Origin of the sequence: Serratia sp. H402Y (assembly GCF_051172415.1) — a bacterium.
GTDB classification, from domain to species: domain Bacteria; phylum Pseudomonadota; class Gammaproteobacteria; order Enterobacterales; family Enterobacteriaceae; genus Serratia; species Serratia ureilytica.
Window position 1 is genome coordinate 1,952,010 of sequence record NZ_JBPIYZ010000001.1, and the last position, 18,315, is coordinate 1,970,324.

An 18,315-nucleotide genomic window follows, 5' to 3' on the forward strand; every position below is an offset into this window, starting at 1 on the left:
TATGTACGCCAAGAACCGCTGGTTGATCCTGACGATGGTCGCCAGCGCCCTTTTCCTGATTGTTATCGACATGACGGTGCTCTATACCGCTCTGCCACGTTTAACCCAGGCGCTGGACGCCAGCGCCTCGCAAAAACTCTGGATCGTCAACGCCTACCCGCTGGTGGTCGCCGGGCTGCTGCCCGGCGCCGGCATGCTGAGCGATCGCGTCGGCCATAAGCGGCTGTTTCTCGCCGGGCTGCCGGTGTTTGCCGTCGCTTCGCTGTGCGCCGCCTTTTCGCCCACCGCCGAATGGCTGATCGCCGCACGGGTGTTCCTCGCCGTTGGCGCGGCAATGATGATGCCCGCCACGCTGTCCATCGTGCGCCACGTCTTTACCGACGAACGCGAACGCGCGCTGGCGATCGGCATCTGGGCCTCGGTGGCCTCGGGCGGCGCGGCCATCGGCCCGGTGGTCGGCGGCCTGCTGCTGGAGTATTTCTGGTGGGGATCGGTGTTCCTGATCAACGTACCGGTGGTGTTGCTGGTCTGGCCGCTGGCGTGGAAACTGATCCCCCGCTGCGGCGGCGATAACCCGCGCCCCGCCGATATCGTCGGCTCGGTGCAGATCATGATCGGTCTGGTCGGCGCTATCTATGCGCTGAAGGAACTGAGTAAGCCGGCGCCTGACGTCAGCGCGTTGCTCGCAGCGGCCCTGATCGGCATCCTGTTCCTGGCGCTGTTCGTGCGTCGCCAGCAGCGCAGCGCCCACCCGATGATCGATTTCTCCCTGTTTCGCAACCGGCTGTTCGCCGGCGGCATCGGCGTGGCGCTGCTGTCGATGGTGGCCCTGATCGGCGTCGAGCTGGTGCTCAGCCAACGCCTGCAGCTGGTGCTCGGCCTCAGTCCGCTGCAGGCGGCGCTGTTCATCTTGCCGATCCCGCTGGCCTCGGCGCTGGCGGGGCCGATGGCCGGTTTACTGTTGCCGCGCTATGGCGAACGCAGCATCATCCTCGGCGGTTTCGCCCTGACCGCCTTCGGCATCGCCGGCCTCGCCCTGTTGTATCAAAGCAGCATGGCGCTGCAGCTGGTGAGCCTGGCGTTGGTGGGCTTTGGTCTCGGCGGCGTGATCACCGCCGCGTCCACCGCCATCATGCTGAACGCGCCGGAGGAGAAATCCGGCATGGCGGCGTCGATCGAGGACGTTTCCTACGAGCTGGGCGGCGTGCTGGGCGTGACGTTGCTCGGCGGGCTGATGACGGCGGTCTACAGCCATAGTCTGGCGCTGCCGGCGGAGCTGCCGGTCAGCGAGTTGGCCTACGACAGCATCGACGAGGCGTTGCGCCTGGCGGCCGGGATGGCGGCCGATCGCGCGCAGCAGCTGACGCAGTTGGCGCGTTTGGCCTTCGATCGCGCGTTTATCATGGTGCTGATCGCCGCCGCGCTGTTAATGGCGCTGGGCGCCGGCGTGGTAAAACTGGCGCTGCGCAAGTAACCGATAAAAGCGGCTTTTTTCGCCTGCGGATCCTGCGTAAACTGATTCGGCAATTTGCTCGACGGATTTATCGTCATCGGTTTGAGCGATGGCAATGATGCCTGTTATCGTGTTTAACCCTGCGATAAATCCGGTTACTGTAACAGCTATGGAAATTGATTCTGTCTACCCTTGGAACGAATAATCAGGAGAAGATTATTATGGCAACGGCGAAGAAAGCAGCGAAAACCCATATCGGCCTCGACAGTAAACAATCGGCAAAACTCGCCGAAGCGCTAAATGCGCTGTTGGCGAATTATCAGGTGCTGTATATGAACGTGCGCGGCTATCACTGGAATATTACCGGCCCGCAATTCTTTGAGCTGCACGCGAAATTCGAAGAAACTTACAACGATCTGCTGACCAAGGTGGATGAGCTGGCGGAACGCATTCTGACGCTGGGCTCGCAGCCGCGCCACGCTTACAGCGACTATCTGAAAACCGCCGATATCAAGGAACACACCAATGTGACCGATGATAAGGGCACGCTGCGCGGCCTGTTGGAAGGGTATTCAATCTTGCTGCAACAGCAGCGTGAACTGCTGACGGTCGCGGCGGACGCCGGCGACGAAGGCACCGCGTCGCTGATGAGCGATTACATCAAAGAGCAGGAAAAACAGGTCTGGATGCTCAACGCCTACCTCGGCAAATAAACCCAGGCGCCATAACAAAACAGTCCCTCACGGGACTGTTTTCGTTTTACCACTCGCAGGATACCGCAAACAGCAGCGCGCGCCGATGCTGATCGTCCAGGCGACGGCGCACCCGGATAATATGGCGATTGCTGCAAGACTGGCGCTCCAACCAACGATGCCGACGGCGTTGGCTCTGCCGCAACATTCGCCAACGGCCCACTTCATTTCTACTGCGTCTCATAATTCCGTCACTCGTTCGTCTAATGCCAACCGCGGGCATTATAGCCCTTTCAGCCCGCGATCCAAGTCGCCGTTATCGGCAACATCGCAGGCGCCGCGCCGCTAAAAGCCGCCCTTTCGATTTCGGCAAGTGCCTTAACTTCATCATATTTATGTAACATAAGCGCCGATAAAAGGTTTCGCCTTGACCGATCTGTGCGTACACTCATCATTGGTGGTTTGCGAACGGGATTTTTCGCCTTTATGACAACATTTTATACCGTAATCAGTTGGCTCATGGTGTTCGGCTACTGGCTGCTGATCGCCGGCGTGACGATGCGCATTTTGATGAAACGCCGTGCGGTTCCCTCTGCCATGGCCTGGTTGCTGGTTATCTATATTCTGCCGCTGTTCGGCATCGTCGCCTATTTATCGTTCGGCGAGCTACATCTGGGCAAGCGCCGGGCCGAGCGCGCCAAGGCCATGTGGCCGTCGACCGCGCGCTGGCTGAAAGAGCTGAAAGAGAGTCGCCGCATCTTCGCCACCGAATACAGTAAAGTCGCCGAACCGCTGTTCCAGCTGTGCAACCGCCGCCAGGGCATCGACGGCGTCAAGGGCAACCAGCTGCAGTTGCTCACCACCACCGACGACACGCTGAAAGCGCTGATCCGCGATATCGAGCTGGCGCGCCACAACATCGAAATGGTGTTCTATATCTGGCAGCCCGGCGGCCTGGTCGATCAGGTGGCCGAATCGCTGATGGCCGCCGCGCGGCGCGGCGTACACTGCCGTCTGATGCTGGACTCCGCCGGCAGCCTGCAATTTTTCCGCAGCCCCTACCCGGCGATGATGCGCAACGCCGGCATCGAAGTGGTCGAAGCGCTGAAGGTCAACCTGCTGCGCGTATTCCTGCGCCGCATGGATCTGCGCCAGCACCGCAAGGTGGTGCTGATCGACAACTACATCGCCTATACCGGCAGCATGAACATGGTCGATCCACGCTATTTCAAACAGGATGCGGGCGTCGGTCAATGGATCGATCTGATGGCGCGCATGGAAGGCCCGGTGGCCACCACCATGGGCATCGTCTATGCCTGCGACTGGGAAATTGAAACCGGCAAGCGCATTCTGCCGCCGCCGCCGGACGTCAACATCATGCCGTTCGAGCAGGAAAGCGGCCACACCATTCAGGTGATCGCCTCCGGCCCCGGCTTCCCCGAGGAAATGATCCACCAGGCGCTGCTGACCGCGGTTTATTCCGCGCGCGAACAGCTGATCATGACCACGCCGTACTTCGTGCCGAGCGACGATCTGCTGCACGCCATCTGCACCGCCGCTTTGCGCGGCGTCGAGGTCAGCATCATCGTGCCGCGCGACAACGATTCGATGATGGTGCGCTGGGCCAGCCGGGCGTTCTTCTCCGAGCTGCTGGAAGCCGGCGTGAAAATCTATCAGTTCGAAGGCGGCCTGCTGCATACCAAGAGCGTGCTGGTCGACGGCCAGCTCAGCCTGGTCGGCACCGTCAATCTGGATATGCGCAGCCTGTGGCTGAATTTCGAAATCACCCTGGTGATCGACGACGACGGCTTCGGCAGCGATCTGGCCTGCGTGCAGGAAGATTACATCGCTCGCTCCAAGCTGCTGAACGCCAAAGAGTGGCTGAAGCGGCCGTTCTGGCACCGCCTGGTCGAGCGCCTGTTCTACTTTTTCAGCCCGTTGCTGTAAAAGCCGCGGCGAGCGTGCTTTAATAGCGCCAAATCATTTGTTATCAGGATTTTTTTATGGATTTGAATAACCGCCTTACCGAAGACGAAACGCTGGAACAGGCCTACGACATCTTCCTCGAATTGGCCGGCGACAATCTGGATCCGGCGGATATTCTGCTGTTCAATCTGCAGTTTGAAGAGCGCGGCGGCGCAGAACTGTACGACCCCTCCGAAGACTGGAGCGAGCACGTGGATTACGACCTGAACCCGGACTTCTTCGCCGAAGTGGTGATCGGTCTGGCGGACAGCGACGGCGAGCCGATCAACGACGTGTTCGCCCGCGTGCTGATCTGCCGCGAGAAAGACCACAAGCTGTGCCACATTCTGTGGAAAGAGTGATTCGCCGCCAGCGCATCGGATAAAAAAAGCCCCGCTTATTCAGCGGGGCTTTTTGTTGCCGGCTAGCGGCGCATTACAGCGGATCGACCTTCAGGCACGAAACCGCATGACGGAAACTGCCCTCCAGCAGCGGACGCGTCTTGGCGCACTCCGGCCCGGCGATCGGGCAGCGAGTGCGGAACACGCAGCCGGACGGCGGGTTGATCGGCGAAGGCAGCTCCCCTTCCAACAGCTGGATCTGCTTTTCCTTCTCCTTGTCCGGATCCGGGATCGGCACCGCCGACATCAGCGCCTTGGTATAAGGGTGCTGCGGATTGTGGTACACCTCGTCATAGGTGCCCAGCTCCACCGCATGGCCCAGATACATCACCAGCACGCGATCGGAAATGTGTTTCACCACCGCCAAATCGTGGGCGATAAAGATCAATGACAGCCCCATTTCGCGCTGCAGCTGCTGCAGCAGATTCACCACCTGCGCCTGAATCGACACGTCCAACGCGGAGACCGGCTCGTCGCAGATCACCAGCTTCGGTTCGAGGATAAGCGCGCGCGCGATGCCGATACGCTGGCACTGGCCGCCGGAGAACTCGTGCGGATAACGGTTGATCAGATTAGGCAGCAGGCCGACCTTCAGCATCATCGCCTTGACCTTGTCCTTCACTTCCTGACGCGGCATTTTCGGGTAGTAGGTACGCAGCGGCTCGGCGATGATTTCACCGATGGTCATGCGCGGGTTGAGCGAAGCCAGCGGATCCTGGAAGATCATCTGGATATCGCTGCGGGTTTTGCGCCAGTCGGCGTCGCTCATGCCCAGCAGATCTTTACCCAGCCAGGCGACGCGCCCGCTGGTGGCCTTCACCAGGCCGATGATGGCGCGCGCGAAGGTGGATTTGCCGCAGCCGGATTCGCCGACCACGCCCAGGGTTTCCCCCTCGAACAGCCGCAGCGTAACGCCGTCGACCGCCTTCAGGGTTTTCGGCGGCTGCCAGAACCACTGCTTGTCGTCATGAATGTCGAAATGCACTTTCAGATCGGCCACTTCGAGCAGCACTTTCTTGTCGGTTACTGCTGTCATACCAACGCCTCCACCGGTTTAAAGCAGGCGCGCAGGCGCCCTTCCCCAAATTGCTCCAACGGTGGAGCGCTCGCGCACTGTTCCATGGCGTACGGGCAGCGCGGCTGGAACGGGCAGCCTTTCGGCAACCGCAGCAGGTTCGGCGGGTTGCCGGGAATGGTCAGCAACGCCTCGCCTTCGGCGTCGAGACGCGGCACCGCGTTCAACAGACCGATGGAATACGGGTGGCTCGGCTGGTAGAACACCTCGCGCGCGCTGCCGTATTCCATGGTACGCCCGGCGTACATCACCAGCACCTTGTTGCAGATGCCGGCCACCACGCCCAGATCGTGGGTGATCATGATGATGGCGGTGTTGAACTCGCGCTTCAGCTCGTTGAGCAACGTCATGATCTGCGCCTGGACGGTCACGTCCAGCGCGGTGGTCGGTTCATCGGCGATCAGCAGCTTCGGCCGGCACAGCAGCGCCATGGCGATCATCACGCGCTGGCGCATGCCGCCGGAAAACTCGTGCGGGTACATGCGCATGCGCTTGCGCGCTTCCGGCATTTTCACCGCGTCAAGCATGCGTACCGACTCTTCGAAGGCTTCGCTTTTACTCATTTTCTTATGCAGCATCAGCACTTCCATCAGCTGTTCGCCAACGCGCATATAAGGGTTCAGCGAGGTCATCGGGTCCTGGAAGATCATCGAGATTTCCTCGGCCCGCAGTTTGTTGAGCTGATTTTCCGGCAGGTTGAGGATTTCACGGCCGTTGAATTTGGCCGAGCCGCCGATGCGGCCATTGCTGGCCAGCAGCCCCATCAGGGCGAACGCGGTCTGCGATTTGCCGGAGCCGGATTCACCGACGATGCCCAGCGTTTCACCGGCGCGCAGATCGAAGTTCAGATCGTTCACCGCCGTCACGTCGCCGTCCGGGGTGGAAAACGTGACGCGCAGGTCTTTCACGTCCAGCAGCGGCGACGATTTGACGCCGGCGGCGGTTTGCAGTTGAGGATGTTCAATGGTGCTCATGGTTGCACTCCTTAACGATCTTTCGGGTCGAGGGCGTCACGCAGGCCATCGCCGATAAAGTTGAAACAGAACAGAGTGACGACCAGGAAACCCGCCGGGAACAGCAGCAACCACGGTGAAACTTCCATTGAGTTGGCGCCGTCGCTGAGCAATGCGCCCCAGCTGCTCAACGGTTCCTGCGTGCCCAGCCCCAGGAAGCTGAGGAAGGATTCGAACAGGATCATGCTCGGCACCAGCAGCGAGGCATACACCACCACCACGCCGAGCACGTTAGGCACGATATGCCGCAGCACGATATTGCGCGTGGAGACGCCGCACACCAGCGCCGCTTCGATGAACTCCTTGCGCTTCAGGCCAAGGGTTTGCCCGCGCACGATACGCGCCATATCCAGCCACGACACCATGCCGATCGCCACGAAGATCAGCAGGATATTCTGACCAAAGAAGGTCACCAGCAGGATAACGAAGAACATGAACGGGAAGGAGTTGAGGATCTCCAGCAGGCGCATCATCACCGAGTCGACCTTACCGCCCAGATAGCCGGACATCGCGCCGTACAGGGTGCCCACCACTACCGCCACCAGCGCGGCGGCCACGCCGACCATCAGCGAGATGCGCCCGCCGATCGCCACGCGCACCAGCAGATCACGCCCGGAGGAGTCGGTGCCGAAGTAGTGCCCCGATTCCATGCTCGGCGCGGCGGACATCATCGCCCAATCCGTATCGTCGTAGGCAAATTGCGACAGCATCGGCGCCAGCACCACAAACAGCGTGATCAGCGCCAGAATGAACAGGCTGCCGACCGCCGCGCGGTTGTGCATAAAGCGCCGACGCGCGTCTTGCCACAGGCTGCGCCCTTCCACTTCCAGCTTCTCGCTGAAGTGCTCCAGAGCTTCGCTGTTCTTTTTAGTCAACATCATTCGCGTGCTCCAGATTAATAACGGATTTTCGGATCGATGACCGCATACAGCACATCGACGATCGCGTTGAACAGAATGGTCAGAGCGCCCACCAGAATGGTCAGGCTCAACACCAGGGAGTAGTCGCGGTTCAGCGCGCCGTTAACGAACAGCTGGCCGATCCCCGGCAGACCGTAGATGGTTTCGATCACCATCGAGCCGGTGATGATCCCGACGAACGCCGGGCCCATGTAGGACAGTACCGGCAGCAGCGCCGGCTTCAGCGCGTGGCGGAAAATGATGCGGCGCATCGGCAAACCTTTGGCGCGCGCGGTGCGAATGAAGTTGGAGTGCAACACTTCAATCATCGAGCCGCGCGTGATACGGGCGATGCTGGCGATATAGGCCAGCGACAGCGCCACCATCGGCAAGATGATGAACTTAGGCGCGCCGCCGTTCCAGCCGCCGCCCGGCAGCCATTTCAACGTAATCGCGAAGATCAGCACCAAGAGCGGCGCCACCACGAAACTGGGTATCACCACCCCGGTCATGGCGAACCCCATCACCGTATAGTCCCATTTGGTGTTTTGATTCAACGCCGCGATCACGCCGGCGCTAACGCCCAGCACCACCGCCAACAGAAACGCGGCCAGACCGAGCTTGGCAGACACCGGGAAAGAACTGGCCACCAAATCGTTGACCGAATAGTCCTTGTATTTAAAGGACGGGCCGAAGTCTCCCTGCGCAAGCTGCGCCAGATAATGACCGTACTGTTTCCAGATCGGGTCGTTCAAATGGTATTTGGCTTCGATATTCGCCATGACTTCCGGCGGCAATGCGCGTTCCCCGGTAAATGGACTGCCGGGCGCGAGGCGCATCATGAAGAATGAGATGGTAATAAGGATAAATAGTGTCGGGATCGCTTCCAACAAGCGACGAAGTATAAATTTCAGCATTGCCCTAACCCTGTGCGACAGCCTGATGACGGCTTATTATTCTCAACATGGGCCGGCGGCCTGCGCCGCCGGCTCTTACCGTATCAATGCTTGATGATGTACAGGTTTTTGTCGTACACGTTATCAAGCGGGTCTTTGCCGGTGTAGCCACCAACGTAAGGTTTCACCAAACGGGCGTTCACGTAGTAATACAGCGGAACGATGGCGGAATCTTTATCCAGCTGAACTTCCGCTTTCTGATACAGATCGGCGCGCTCGTCTTTGGTCTTCGCGGTCAACACGTTGGCCATCAGCTTGTCGAACTCGGCGCTCTTGTAGTGCGGGGTGTTACTGCTGCTGTCGGACAGCATCATGTTCAGGAACGAGCTCGGCTCGTTGTAGTCGGCGCACCAGCCGGCGCGCGATACGTCATAGGTGCCCTGATGGCGGGTATCCAGGAAGGTTTTCCACTCCTGGTTCACCAGCTTCACGTCCACGCCCAGGTTTTTCTTCCAGATGGAGGCGGCGGCGATCGCCAGCTTCTTGTGCAGATCGGAGGTGTTGTACAGCAGGGAGAAGGTCAGCGGTTTACCCGGGCCGTAGCCGGCGTCCGCCAGCAGTTTCTTCGCCACTTCGTTGCGTTTTTCCTGCGTCCAGCCGAACCACTCCGGCGGGGTCAGCTTGGCGCCGTCGGTGTATGGCGGCGTAAAGCTGTAGGCCGGCAGATCGCCCTGGTTTTTCACCTTGTTGACGATGATGTCGCGGTCCATGCCCAGCTTCAGCGCTTCACGCACGCGCGCATCGGTGAACGGCGCCTTCTGGTTGTTGATTTCGTAATAGTAGGTGCACAGATAAGGATCGACGTGCACCTCTTTCGGGATCTCTTTCTTCAACTTCTGGAACAGTTCGATCGGCATGTTGTTGTAGGTCATGTCGATTTCACCGGTGCGGTAGCGGTTAACGTCGGTCACTTCCGACGAAATAGGCAGGAACGTCACTTTATTGATGATGGTTTTGGCGTTATCCCAGTATTCCGGGTTACGTTCCAGTACGATGCGTTCGTTGACAACCCAGTCTTTCAGTTTATAGGCGCCGTTGCTGACGTAGTTGGCCGGCAGCGTCCACTTCTCGCCAAACTTCTCTACCGCGTCCTTATAAACCGGTTTCATGGCGTAGTGCGGGGTCATTTCAACCAGATAAGGCACCGGCTCGCTCAGGGTCACCTGGAAGGTGTGGTCGTCGATGGCCTTCACGCCTAGCGTCGACTTGTCTTTTTTACCGGCGATGATGTCATCGACGTTTTCCACATGGGCGTACTGCAGGTAGCTGGCGTAAGGCGACGCGGTTTTCGGATCCACCACGCGCTGCCAGCTGTAGACGAAATCTTGCGCCGTCACCGGCTTGCCGTTGGACCATTTGGCGTCTTTACGCAGGTGGAAGGTCCAGACTTTGAAATCCTTGTTATCCCAGCTTTCCGCGACGCCCGGCACGATGGAACCGTCCGGGCTGTTGTTCGCCAGGCCTTCCATCAGATCGCGGGTCACGTTGTTTTCCGGCACGCCCTCGATTTTATGCGGGTCAAGCGACTGCACTTCGGAACCGTTGTTTTTGACGATTTCTTGCTTGTCGGCCAGTTGCACGCCTGCAGGAACGTCGGCCGCGAAGGCGGAGGTGGTTGCTGTGATGCCGAGCGCGGCGATGACGCCGGCGGCAATGAGGGTTTTCTTCGTGATGTTGGTCATACTTATCGACTCCAGTTTTTTATTATCACAGGCTCTTCGTGGAACCTGCGTTGCCCGTAAGCGGACTCTGTTTTCCCGCCGCTGCGGAACGAATGCGGCGGCGGGCCTTCCCCATATTCCCCTGCGGTTCAGCGTGAGGAATACCCCTTTTACTGCTTGATGATGTACAGATTTTTAACGTCGGTATAGTCCAGCGGATCTTTGCCGGTGAACCCGCCTACCGTCGGTTTGATCAAACGCGCACTGACGCGGTAATACACCGGAATCAATGCGGAGTCTTTGTCCAACTGCGTTTCCGCCTGTTGGTAGAGCGCGGCGCGCGCGGCTTCATCCGGCGCCTTCAGCGTGGCGGCCATGATGGCGTCGAACGCCGGGCTCTTGTAAAACACGGTGTTGATGCTGCTGTTGGACAGCACCAGGTTCAGGAAGGCGCTCGGCTCGTTGTAATCCCCGCACCAGGTGGCGCGCGCCACGTCGTACTGCCCCTGATGGCGGCTTTCCAGCGAAGTCTTCCACTCCTGGTTGCGCAGCGTGACGTCGGCGCCGAGGTTCTTCTTCCACATCGATGCGGCGGCGATCGCCTGCTGTTTGTTTTGATCGGAGGTGTTGTACAGCAGCGAGAACTTCAGCGGCTTGGCGGCGCTGTAACCCGCTTCCGCCAGCAGTTTTTTGGCTTCGGCGTTGCGCTGTTCCTGGCTCCAGCCGGCCCACGCGGGCTGCGTGAAGTTGGCGCCTTCGGTGAAGGTCGGCGTGAAGCTGTAGGCCGGGATCTGCCCCTGGCCCATGATTTTGTTGGCGATAATGTCGCGATCCAGCGTCATCTTCACCGCCGCACGCACCCGCGGATCGGTGAACGGCGCCCGCTGGTTATTGAGTTCGTAATAGAAAGTGCACAGATAAGGGTTAACGTGCAGTTGATCGGGCACTTCGCGCTTCATTTTGACGTACAGGTACGGCGGAATGGCGCTGTTGGTGATATCGATCTCGCCGCTGCGGAAGCGATTGACGTCGCTGACTTCAGAAGCGATCGGCAGGAAGGTCGCCTGGTTGATCACCGTCTGCTTGTTATTCCAGTAGCTCGGGCTGCGCTCCAGCACAATGCGCTCGTTCACCACCCATTCTTTCAGGCGGTAAGCGCCGTTGCCGACATAGTTGGCGGGCAGCGTCCATTTGTCGCCGAATTTCTCCACCACCGCGCGTTTGACCGGTTTGAGCGACGTGTGGCTCAGCATGCTGATGAAATACGGCACCGGTTCGCTCAGGGTCACCTGCAGCGTTTGATCGTCCAGCGCCTTGACGCCGAGAGTCTGCGGGCTCTTTTTGCCAGTCAAGATGTCGTCGATATTCTCGACTTTGGTGTACTGCAGGTAACTGGCGTAGGGCGAAGCGATTTTCGGATCGGCCAGGCGCTGCCAACTGTAGACGAAGTCTTGCGCGGTGACCGGGCTGCCGTCGCTCCACACCGCGCCGGGGCGCAGGTGGAAGGTCCACTGCCGATAATCCTGGTTTTCCCAGCTCGCTGCCGCCGCCGGCACTACATGCCCGTTGGCGTCGGTGCTCACCAGCCCTTCCAGCAGGTTAAGAATGATATTGCTCTCGGGTACGCCCTCGACCTTATGCGGATCCAATGAAGCCACTTCGCTGCCGTTGTTGATGACAATATTCTGCTGCTGCGCCAATTGGACGCCGGCCGGAACCTCCGCCGCCAAACTGCTATTTACGGCGATGACGCTCAACGCGCCGCTAATCAACAAGGTCAAAGAAGTGCGCTTCGGGGTTTGCTGCATAATCGAGGCTCCTTTTCACCGACAAGCATCGCTTATCGAAGTTTGTGAAGTGTTTATAAGAATTCTAAATAAACGGATACCAGCAAAAATCATTCCCGTTTTTATGGCGCATTTCAGTTAATTGACCACGGGAAAGTTGCTCGGAAATTAGCAGAAGCCAAATTCCATAGCCAATAAATTTTACAAAAATGTTAAGCAATTCTCTTTTATCGCACCAAGCCCGATCCAGCCCTTGTGATGAAGGGCAAAGGAAAACATGAAAACAACTTTGATTTTGAAGGAGAAAACTCAAAATTAGTTTCATTTGAAACTGTCGGCGCAATCCCGTCGCCGCACAAAGAAACATTCAGTTAACAAACCAGCCATTCAAAGAACAAACACCTGCCTACAGGCGGTTAATCACTAATAACACCTGGATGAAAGTGAGACAAGCCCCACAGAATGATGTGATTAATTTAACAACAGCTTTACCGTTTAACGAGGAGAAAACGCGCGGAAATGGGGAAAGAAAAGTGTCTTAAATAACGCTTAGCGTTTTTTTTAAGCAGCAACATGAGATTTATGCAACATAAGAGTGCAATGGCATAAATTTTATTCATCTTGTGCACTATAATAATGCGAACCAATAAATAATTTAACTTTTAAAATTAATTTTAGCCGCGCTCAAGGACAGAGACGCGGCCAAACGAGAGCGATTACAACAGGCCGGGGAATATCGCCTTAATGCCGGTAACGATAAATTCGATCCCGAGCGCCATCAGCAACAGGCCCATGATACGGGTGATCACGTTGATGCCGGTCTGCCCAAGCAAACGCACCAACAGCGGCGCGGCGCGGAACAATAACCAGCAGCAAAAAGCGAATAAGGCGATCGCCACCGTAAAGCCGAGCAGACTTTGCCAATTGTGATAACGGGAACTCCACACGATGGTGGAACTGATCGCCCCCGGCCCCGCCATCAACGGCAGCGCTAACGGCACCACGCCGATGCTTTCGCGGATCGCGCTCTCCGATTTCTCCTGTTTGTTCTGCTTATCTTCACCCAGCTTGCCGCTGATCATCGACATGGCGATGGTCACCACCAAAATACCGCCGGCGATGCGGAACGAATCGATGGAGATGCCGAACATCCGCAATATCCCTTCACCCAGGAACAGCGATGTCCATAGAATGATGGCAACCGACAGGTTGGCGGTCAGGTTGGTTTTATTGCGCCCCGCTTCCGCCTGGTAACTGGTCATGCTGATAAACACCGGCAAGATGCCCACCGGGTTGACCAGCGCAAACAGACCGACAAAGAACTTGATAAAGCCGGAAAGATCCAACAGAGATTGGCCCACAGATGGCTCCGCGTTAATTGCTGTAAAGGTGTGCTGACTATGCGCGCTAATGTAATGGAATTGCCGCGGGTAATCCATCCGGCCAGAGCAGCATTTTTGACTACCAGCAAGTTAGGCAACAAAACAAATGCCCTTTGTTAAAGTGATGTATGGCCTTTTGATTTTTTATGTTGAAAAAAGAGTCACCGATCACAGTTATTGAGAATCACTCTCAAAAACACCAAGCTGAAAGGTGTCAGCTTGCACTTTTCATGATTTAGATCACAAATCAACTACCCAACAGTGGGTAAGCTCTTAGTCGTAGTCAGGGAGTAGAACAAAGTAGGCCGCGGCATCGCCGGTTCCGTTCTCCTCACTGCCTGCCCCTCCGGTTGGCGTAGGGTGAAGCTCTTTAAGCAAATCAGCAGCATGCGAAGAAATAACGCGGGAAGACCCCGGTATTCTCATCACCGCTTATCCCCGTTACGACTATACTAGTGGCTCGCACGGCTTATTTACTGAAAGAGTTTAACATTATCAGGAGAGCATTATGGCTGTAACGAATGTCGCTGAACTGAACGAGCTTGTCGCACGTGTCAAAAAAGCCCAGCGCGAATATGCCAACTTCACTCAAGAGCAAGTGGATAAAATCTTCCGCGCTGCCGCCCTCGCCGCTGCTGATGCCCGTATCCCGTTGGCCAAAATGGCCGTGGAAGAATCCGGAATGGGTATCGTCGAAGACAAAGTGATCAAAAACCACTTCGCTTCCGAGTACATCTACAACGCCTATAAAGATGAAAAAACCTGTGGCATCCTGTCTGAAGATGACACTTTCGGTACCATCACCATCGCCGAACCTATCGGTCTGATTTGCGGTATCGTTCCTACCACCAACCCAACTTCTACCGCGATCTTCAAAGCGCTGATCAGCCTGAAAACCCGCAACGGCATCATCTTCTCGCCGCACCCGCGTGCGAAGAATGCCACCAACAAAGCCGCCGACATCGTGCTGCAAGCCGCTATCGCCGCCGGCGCGCCGAAAGACATCATCGGTTGGATCGACCAACCTACCGTTGAGCTGTCCAACCAGCTGATGCACCACCCTGACATCAACCTGATCCTGGCCACCGGTGGCCCAGGCATGGTGAAAGCCGCCTACAGCTCCGGCAAACCGGCAATCGGCGTAGGCGCCGGTAACACGCCGGTCGTGGTGGACGAGACCGCAGACATCAAACGCGTGGTCGCCTCTATCCTGATGTCCAAAACCTTCGACAGCGGCGTTATCTGCGCTTCCGAACAATCGGTCATCGTCGTTGACGCTATCTATGATGCGGTACGCGAGCGCTTCGCTTCCCACGGCGGCTATCTGCTGCAGGGCAAAGAACTGAAGGCGGTGCAGGACATCATCCTGAAAAACGGCGGCCTGAACGCGGCCATCGTCGGGCAATCCGCGCCGAAAATCGCCGAGATGGCGGGCATTAAAGTGCCGGCCAACACCAAAGTGCTGATCGGCGAAGTGAAGCTGGTCGACGAGTCCGAACCTTTCGCCCATGAAAAACTGTCGCCAACGCTGGCGATGTACCGCGCCAAAGACTTCGAAGACGCCGTCGCCAAAGCCGAAAAATTGGTCGCCATGGGCGGTATCGGCCACACCTCTTGCCTGTATACCGACCAGGATAACCAAACGGCTCGCATCGCCTACTTCGGCGATAAAATGAAAACGGCTCGCATCCTGATCAATACCCCGGCTTCTCAGGGCGGTATCGGCGACCTGTATAACTTCAAACTCGCGCCTTCGCTGACGCTGGGTTGCGGTTCCTGGGGTGGTAACTCCATCTCTGAAAACGTCGGACCTAAGCACCTGATCAACAAGAAAACTGTAGCGAAGCGAGCAGAAAACATGTTGTGGCATAAACTTCCGAAATCGATCTACTTCCGCCGTGGCTCGCTGCCAATCGCGCTGGAAGAAGTGGCGACCGACGGGGCGAAACGCGCCTTCATCGTGACCGACCGTTTCCTGTTCAACAACGGCTATGCTGACCAGATCACCAAGGTTCTCAAGTCACACGGCATCGAAACCGAAGTGTTCTTCGAAGTGGAAGCCGATCCGACGCTGAGCATCGTGCGTAAAGGCGCCGAGCAGATGAACTCCTTCAAACCGGACGTCATCATCGCGCTGGGCGGCGGTTCGCCGATGGACGCCGCGAAAATCATGTGGGTGCTGTACGAACATCCTGAAACCCACTTCGAGGATCTGGCGCTGCGCTTCATGGACATCCGCAAGCGTATCTACAAGTTCCCGAAAATGGGCGTCAAAGCGAAGATGATCGCCATCACCACGACGTCAGGCACCGGTTCGGAAGTCACGCCATTCGCCGTCGTGACCGATGACGCCACCGGGCAGAAATACCCGCTGGCCGACTATGCGCTGACCCCGGACATGGCGATTGTCGACGCCAATCTGGTGATGAACATGCCGAAATCCCTGTGCGCCTTCGGCGGCCTGGATGCGGTGACCCACGCGCTGGAAGCCTACGTGTCGGTGCTGGCGAACGAATACTCTGACGGCCAGGCGCTGCAAGCGTTGAAACTGTTGAAAGAGTATCTGCCGGCCAGCTATAAAGAAGGCGCGAAGAACCCGGTTGCCCGTGAACGCGTGCACAACGCCGCCACCATCGCCGGTATCGCTTTCGCCAACGCCTTCCTCGGGGTTTGTCACTCCATGGCGCACAAACTGGGTTCGGAGTTCCACATTCCGCACGGCCTGGCTAACGCGATGCTGATTTCCAACGTCATTCGTTACAACGCGAACGACAACCCAACCAAGCAGACGGCCTTCAGCCAGTACGACCGCCCTCAGGCGCGCCGCCGCTACGCTGAAATCGCCGACCACCTCGGCCTGAGCGCGCCGGGCGACCGCACCGCGCAGAAGATTGAGAAGTTGCTGGCCTGGCTGGACGAGCTGAAAACCGAGTTGGGCATCCCAGCTTCCATCCGTGAGGCAGGTGTGCAAGAAGCCGACTTCCTGGCGAAAGTCGACAAGCTGTCGGAAGACGCTTTCGACGACCAATGCACCGGCGCCAACCCACGCTATCCGCTGATTGCCGAACTCAAGCAAATCATGCTGGATACCTTCTATGGCCGCGAGTTCAGCGAAACGGTGGAAGAGGAAGCGGCTGCACCGGCCGCAGCCAAAACCGCGGTAAAGAAGTCCAAGAAATAACGGTTCCGTGAACCGATGAAAAAACCCGCCATTCGGCGGGTTTTTTATTGCGCCTGGCGCGCGGTTTTTCTTATCCCGCCGCCAAAACGCCTCAGCGGGCGCTGGCGGCATTTTCGCCCCTACTCCAGGGAGTGAATCGCCTCTTTATAATGCTTGCGACAGACGGAGACATAGCTCTCGTTACCGCCAATCACCACCTGCTCGCCGGCGTGCATCGCCTTACCATTCTCATCCAACCGCAACACCATGTTGGCTTTACGCCCGCAGTGACAGATGGTTTTCAATTCCACCAGTTTATCGGCCCAGGCCAGCAAATATTGGCTGCCGGTAAACAACTCGCCGAGAAAATCGGTACGCAAGCCGTAACACAATACGGGAATGTCCAGTTGGTCCACCACATCGCATAATTGCTCAACCTGCGCTTTGGTCAGGAATTGGCTTTCATCCAGCAGCACACAATGCACCGGCTGCTGTTGATGCTCTTGCTGGATCATGGCGTACAGCATCGAGTCGTTGTTATAGAGCTGCGCCTGCGAGGATAAACCAATGCGCGAACTGACTTTGCCTACGCCAAAGCGGTGATCGATCTCCGCAGTGAACACCAGCGTGCGCATACCGCGCTCTTGATAGTTATATGAAGACTGTAGCAGCGCGGTGGACTTGCCGGCATTCATCGCAGAGTAATAAAAATAAAGTTGAGCCATGGCCCCGCAACTCCGATGGTATAAGAAATATTCAAAATGTTGATTAGGACGGTAAGTGTACCATAACCTGCCCCCCGCCTCAGCCCAAAGCGAACGAATATTGCGTTCGCCGTAATAATGCGCTTTCAAGCGAAACATATCGTTCTGTCGGCCTGTTCTTTTTACAGCTATTTACAGGATAATGTATGCCTGTCATCACTATTAATTCTTGCTAATGGTTAAGCCCGGTGATTTGCCCATTAATGCCGACTTGCCCATTCCCTCTCGCTGGCGCTGCAGCCGCGGCGGAGCCCCCGTCTATTATACGCGAGCCCAATACCGGGCATTTAATCACCTGCGCCGACGCGCCAAGGTTTACTGACGCAATCTTTACCTATATACCCCTATTGTTTACAATGTCTGGCCTGCCGTGGCGTGATTAAGCCCACAGAACTCATTGTAATATTGATATAAATTACTACGATAACTTATCGATGAAAGCCTTGTGATACGCGCCTTTTAAAGCCTGTCTGCTGAAATTTTGACTTAAGCGTGCCAAGGGTAATAGTTAACAGCCCTTCCTATTATTAGTCGGACTGATCCGATTAACGGTTTTTTTAAAGGTAAATTTGAGTATTCAAGCCAATTTGGCTATTGCAGAAAAGAAAAGAGCACTCTATTATTATCGAGACGCCCCCCACCAATATAATTTGAGACTAGGACAATGAGCGAAGCATTAAAGATTTTGAACAACATCCGCACTCTGCGCGCCCAGGCAAGAGAATGCACACTGGAAACGCTGGAAGAAATGCTCGAGAAACTGGAAGTTGTTGTGAACGAACGTCGCGAAGAAGACAGCCAGGCTCAAGCAGAAATCGAAGAACGCACTCGTAAACTGCAGCAATACCGCGAAATGCTGATTGCTGACGGTATCGATCCAAATGAACTGCTGCAAACCATGGCTGCCAACAAGGCTGCCGGCAAAGCAAAACGCGCAGCACGTCCAGCTAAATACCAATATAAAGACGAAAACGGCGAACTGAAAACCTGGACCGGCCAAGGCCGTACTCCTGCGGTGATTAAGAAAGCAATCGAAGAGCAAGGTAAATCTCTGGATGATTTCCTGCTGTAATAGCGATTCAGTCCGTATCTGAAAGGCTCCCTGCG

General features: G+C 56.8%; 15 protein-coding genes. 6 read left to right on the plus strand and 9 right to left on the minus strand.

The window, feature by feature from the left end; translation table 11 throughout:
* Window position 1: 1 nt before the first annotated feature.
* Both smfY and ACSBQS_RS09565 read left to right on the plus strand, forming a co-directional pair.
* Window positions 2-1,474, plus strand: coding sequence for a multidrug efflux MFS transporter SmfY (gene smfY / locus ACSBQS_RS09560; RefSeq protein ID WP_047574936.1), 1,473 nt, complete (start codon window positions 2-4; stop codon window positions 1,472-1,474).
* 200 nt (window positions 1,475-1,674) lie between these two features.
* Entirely contained in the window at window positions 1,675-2,166 is a 492-nt protein-coding gene (locus ACSBQS_RS09565) for a Dps family protein (protein WP_019452735.1), read from the plus strand.
* A 46-nt stretch (window positions 2,167-2,212) separates the two neighbouring features.
* Here ACSBQS_RS09565 and ACSBQS_RS09570 read toward each other — a convergent pair whose 3' ends face one another.
* Entirely contained in the window at window positions 2,213-2,389 is a 177-nt protein-coding gene (locus ACSBQS_RS09570) for a YciY family protein (protein ID WP_025159792.1), read from the minus strand.
* Between the two features lie 242 nt (window positions 2,390-2,631).
* Here ACSBQS_RS09570 and cls point away from each other — a divergent pair, with 242 nt between their 5' ends.
* Together cls and ACSBQS_RS09580 are read left to right on the plus strand one after the other, a co-directional pair.
* Window positions 2,632-4,092 carry a cardiolipin synthase gene (cls, locus tag ACSBQS_RS09575; protein WP_033643295.1) on the plus strand — a complete coding sequence of 487 codons (1,461 nt, stop codon included), beginning with the start codon at window positions 2,632-2,634 and terminating at the stop codon, window positions 4,090-4,092.
* Between the two features lie 56 nt (window positions 4,093-4,148).
* The gene (locus ACSBQS_RS09580) at window positions 4,149-4,472 is read left to right on the plus strand and encodes an HI1450 family dsDNA-mimic protein (protein WP_004932139.1); all 324 of its coding nucleotides are present in this window, start codon (window positions 4,149-4,151) and stop codon (window positions 4,470-4,472) included.
* Between the two features lie 73 nt (window positions 4,473-4,545).
* Here ACSBQS_RS09580 and oppF read toward each other — a convergent pair whose 3' ends face one another.
* The 7 genes from oppF to ACSBQS_RS09615 form a co-directional block, all read right to left on the minus strand.
* A complete protein-coding gene (oppF, locus tag ACSBQS_RS09585) occupies window positions 4,546-5,547 on the minus strand; it encodes a murein tripeptide/oligopeptide ABC transporter ATP binding protein OppF (RefSeq protein WP_019452737.1) in 1,002 nt (333 codons plus the stop codon).
* Complete coding sequence (locus ACSBQS_RS09590; protein ID WP_089191882.1) at window positions 5,544-6,560, minus strand: ABC transporter ATP-binding protein; 1,017 nt, start codon at window positions 6,558-6,560, stop codon at window positions 5,544-5,546. Before ACSBQS_RS09590 ends, oppF begins: the two co-directional genes overlap by 4 nt.
* A gap of 11 nt (window positions 6,561-6,571) precedes the next feature.
* Window positions 6,572-7,480 (minus strand): oligopeptide ABC transporter permease OppC, encoded by a 909-nt coding sequence (gene oppC, locus ACSBQS_RS09595; RefSeq protein ID WP_033643297.1) that lies wholly within the window; start codon window positions 7,478-7,480, stop codon window positions 6,572-6,574.
* A 14-nt stretch (window positions 7,481-7,494) separates the two neighbouring features.
* Entirely contained in the window at window positions 7,495-8,415 is a 921-nt protein-coding gene (oppB, locus tag ACSBQS_RS09600) for an oligopeptide ABC transporter permease OppB (protein WP_004932150.1), read from the minus strand.
* Window positions 8,416-8,498: 83 nt separating this feature from the next.
* Window positions 8,499-10,136, minus strand: a complete 1,638-nt coding sequence (oppA, locus tag ACSBQS_RS09605; protein WP_033643298.1) for an oligopeptide ABC transporter substrate-binding protein OppA — start codon at window positions 10,134-10,136, stop codon at window positions 8,499-8,501.
* 149 nt (window positions 10,137-10,285) lie between these two features.
* The gene (locus ACSBQS_RS09610; protein ID WP_197666138.1) at window positions 10,286-11,923 is read right to left on the minus strand and encodes an ABC transporter substrate-binding protein; all 1,638 of its coding nucleotides are present in this window, start codon (window positions 11,921-11,923) and stop codon (window positions 10,286-10,288) included.
* A gap of 695 nt (window positions 11,924-12,618) precedes the next feature.
* Window positions 12,619-13,263: a YchE family NAAT transporter gene (locus ACSBQS_RS09615; protein WP_015378089.1), complete on the minus strand. Its 645-nt coding sequence runs from the start codon at window positions 13,261-13,263 to the stop codon at window positions 12,619-12,621.
* A 529-nt stretch (window positions 13,264-13,792) separates the two neighbouring features.
* Between ACSBQS_RS09615 and adhE the strand changes: the two genes are divergently transcribed.
* On the plus strand, window positions 13,793-16,465 hold the full coding sequence (gene adhE, locus ACSBQS_RS09620; RefSeq protein ID WP_094142705.1) for a bifunctional acetaldehyde-CoA/alcohol dehydrogenase: 2,673 nt from the start codon (window positions 13,793-13,795) through the stop codon (window positions 16,463-16,465).
* 119 nt (window positions 16,466-16,584) lie between these two features.
* Here the strand turns inward: adhE and ACSBQS_RS09625 are convergent, their stop codons facing one another.
* The gene (locus ACSBQS_RS09625; protein ID WP_033650224.1) at window positions 16,585-17,169 is read right to left on the minus strand and encodes a thymidine kinase; all 585 of its coding nucleotides are present in this window, start codon (window positions 17,167-17,169) and stop codon (window positions 16,585-16,587) included.
* Between the two features lie 703 nt (window positions 17,170-17,872).
* Here ACSBQS_RS09625 and hns point away from each other — a divergent pair.
* A complete protein-coding gene (gene hns / locus ACSBQS_RS09630) occupies window positions 17,873-18,280 on the plus strand; it encodes a histone-like nucleoid-structuring protein H-NS (protein WP_004932170.1) in 408 nt (135 codons plus the stop codon).
* Window positions 18,281-18,315 lie beyond the last annotated feature (35 nt).

Excerpts from the sequence above, each read along its gene's own strand:
- ACSBQS_RS09625 (WP_033650224.1), bottom strand. The coding sequence starts at position 17,169 with ATGGCTCAACTTTATTTTTATTACTCTGCGATGAATGCCGGCAAGTCC.
- oppA (WP_033643298.1), bottom strand. The coding sequence starts at position 10,136 with ATGACCAACATCACGAAGAAAACCCTCATTGCCGCCGGCGTCATCGCC.
- adhE (WP_094142705.1), top strand. The coding sequence starts at position 13,793 with ATGGCTGTAACGAATGTCGCTGAACTGAACGAGCTTGTCGCACGTGTC.
- ACSBQS_RS09590 (WP_089191882.1), bottom strand. The coding sequence starts at position 6,560 with ATGAGCACCATTGAACATCCTCAACTGCAAACCGCCGCCGGCGTCAAA.
- oppC (WP_033643297.1), bottom strand. The coding sequence starts at position 7,480 with ATGATGTTGACTAAAAAGAACAGCGAAGCTCTGGAGCACTTCAGCGAG.
- oppF (WP_019452737.1), bottom strand. The coding sequence starts at position 5,547 with ATGACAGCAGTAACCGACAAGAAAGTGCTGCTCGAAGTGGCCGATCTG.
- ACSBQS_RS09565 (WP_019452735.1), top strand. The coding sequence starts at position 1,675 with ATGGCAACGGCGAAGAAAGCAGCGAAAACCCATATCGGCCTCGACAGT.
- ACSBQS_RS09610 (WP_197666138.1), bottom strand. The coding sequence starts at position 11,923 with ATGCAGCAAACCCCGAAGCGCACTTCTTTGACCTTGTTGATTAGCGGC.
- ACSBQS_RS09570 (WP_025159792.1), bottom strand. The coding sequence starts at position 2,389 with ATGAGACGCAGTAGAAATGAAGTGGGCCGTTGGCGAATGTTGCGGCAG.
- hns (WP_004932170.1), top strand. The coding sequence starts at position 17,873 with ATGAGCGAAGCATTAAAGATTTTGAACAACATCCGCACTCTGCGCGCC.
- oppB (WP_004932150.1), bottom strand. The coding sequence starts at position 8,415 with ATGCTGAAATTTATACTTCGTCGCTTGTTGGAAGCGATCCCGACACTA.
- cls (WP_033643295.1), top strand. The coding sequence starts at position 2,632 with ATGACAACATTTTATACCGTAATCAGTTGGCTCATGGTGTTCGGCTAC.
- smfY (WP_047574936.1), top strand. The coding sequence starts at position 2 with ATGTACGCCAAGAACCGCTGGTTGATCCTGACGATGGTCGCCAGCGCC.
- ACSBQS_RS09580 (WP_004932139.1), top strand. The coding sequence starts at position 4,149 with ATGGATTTGAATAACCGCCTTACCGAAGACGAAACGCTGGAACAGGCC.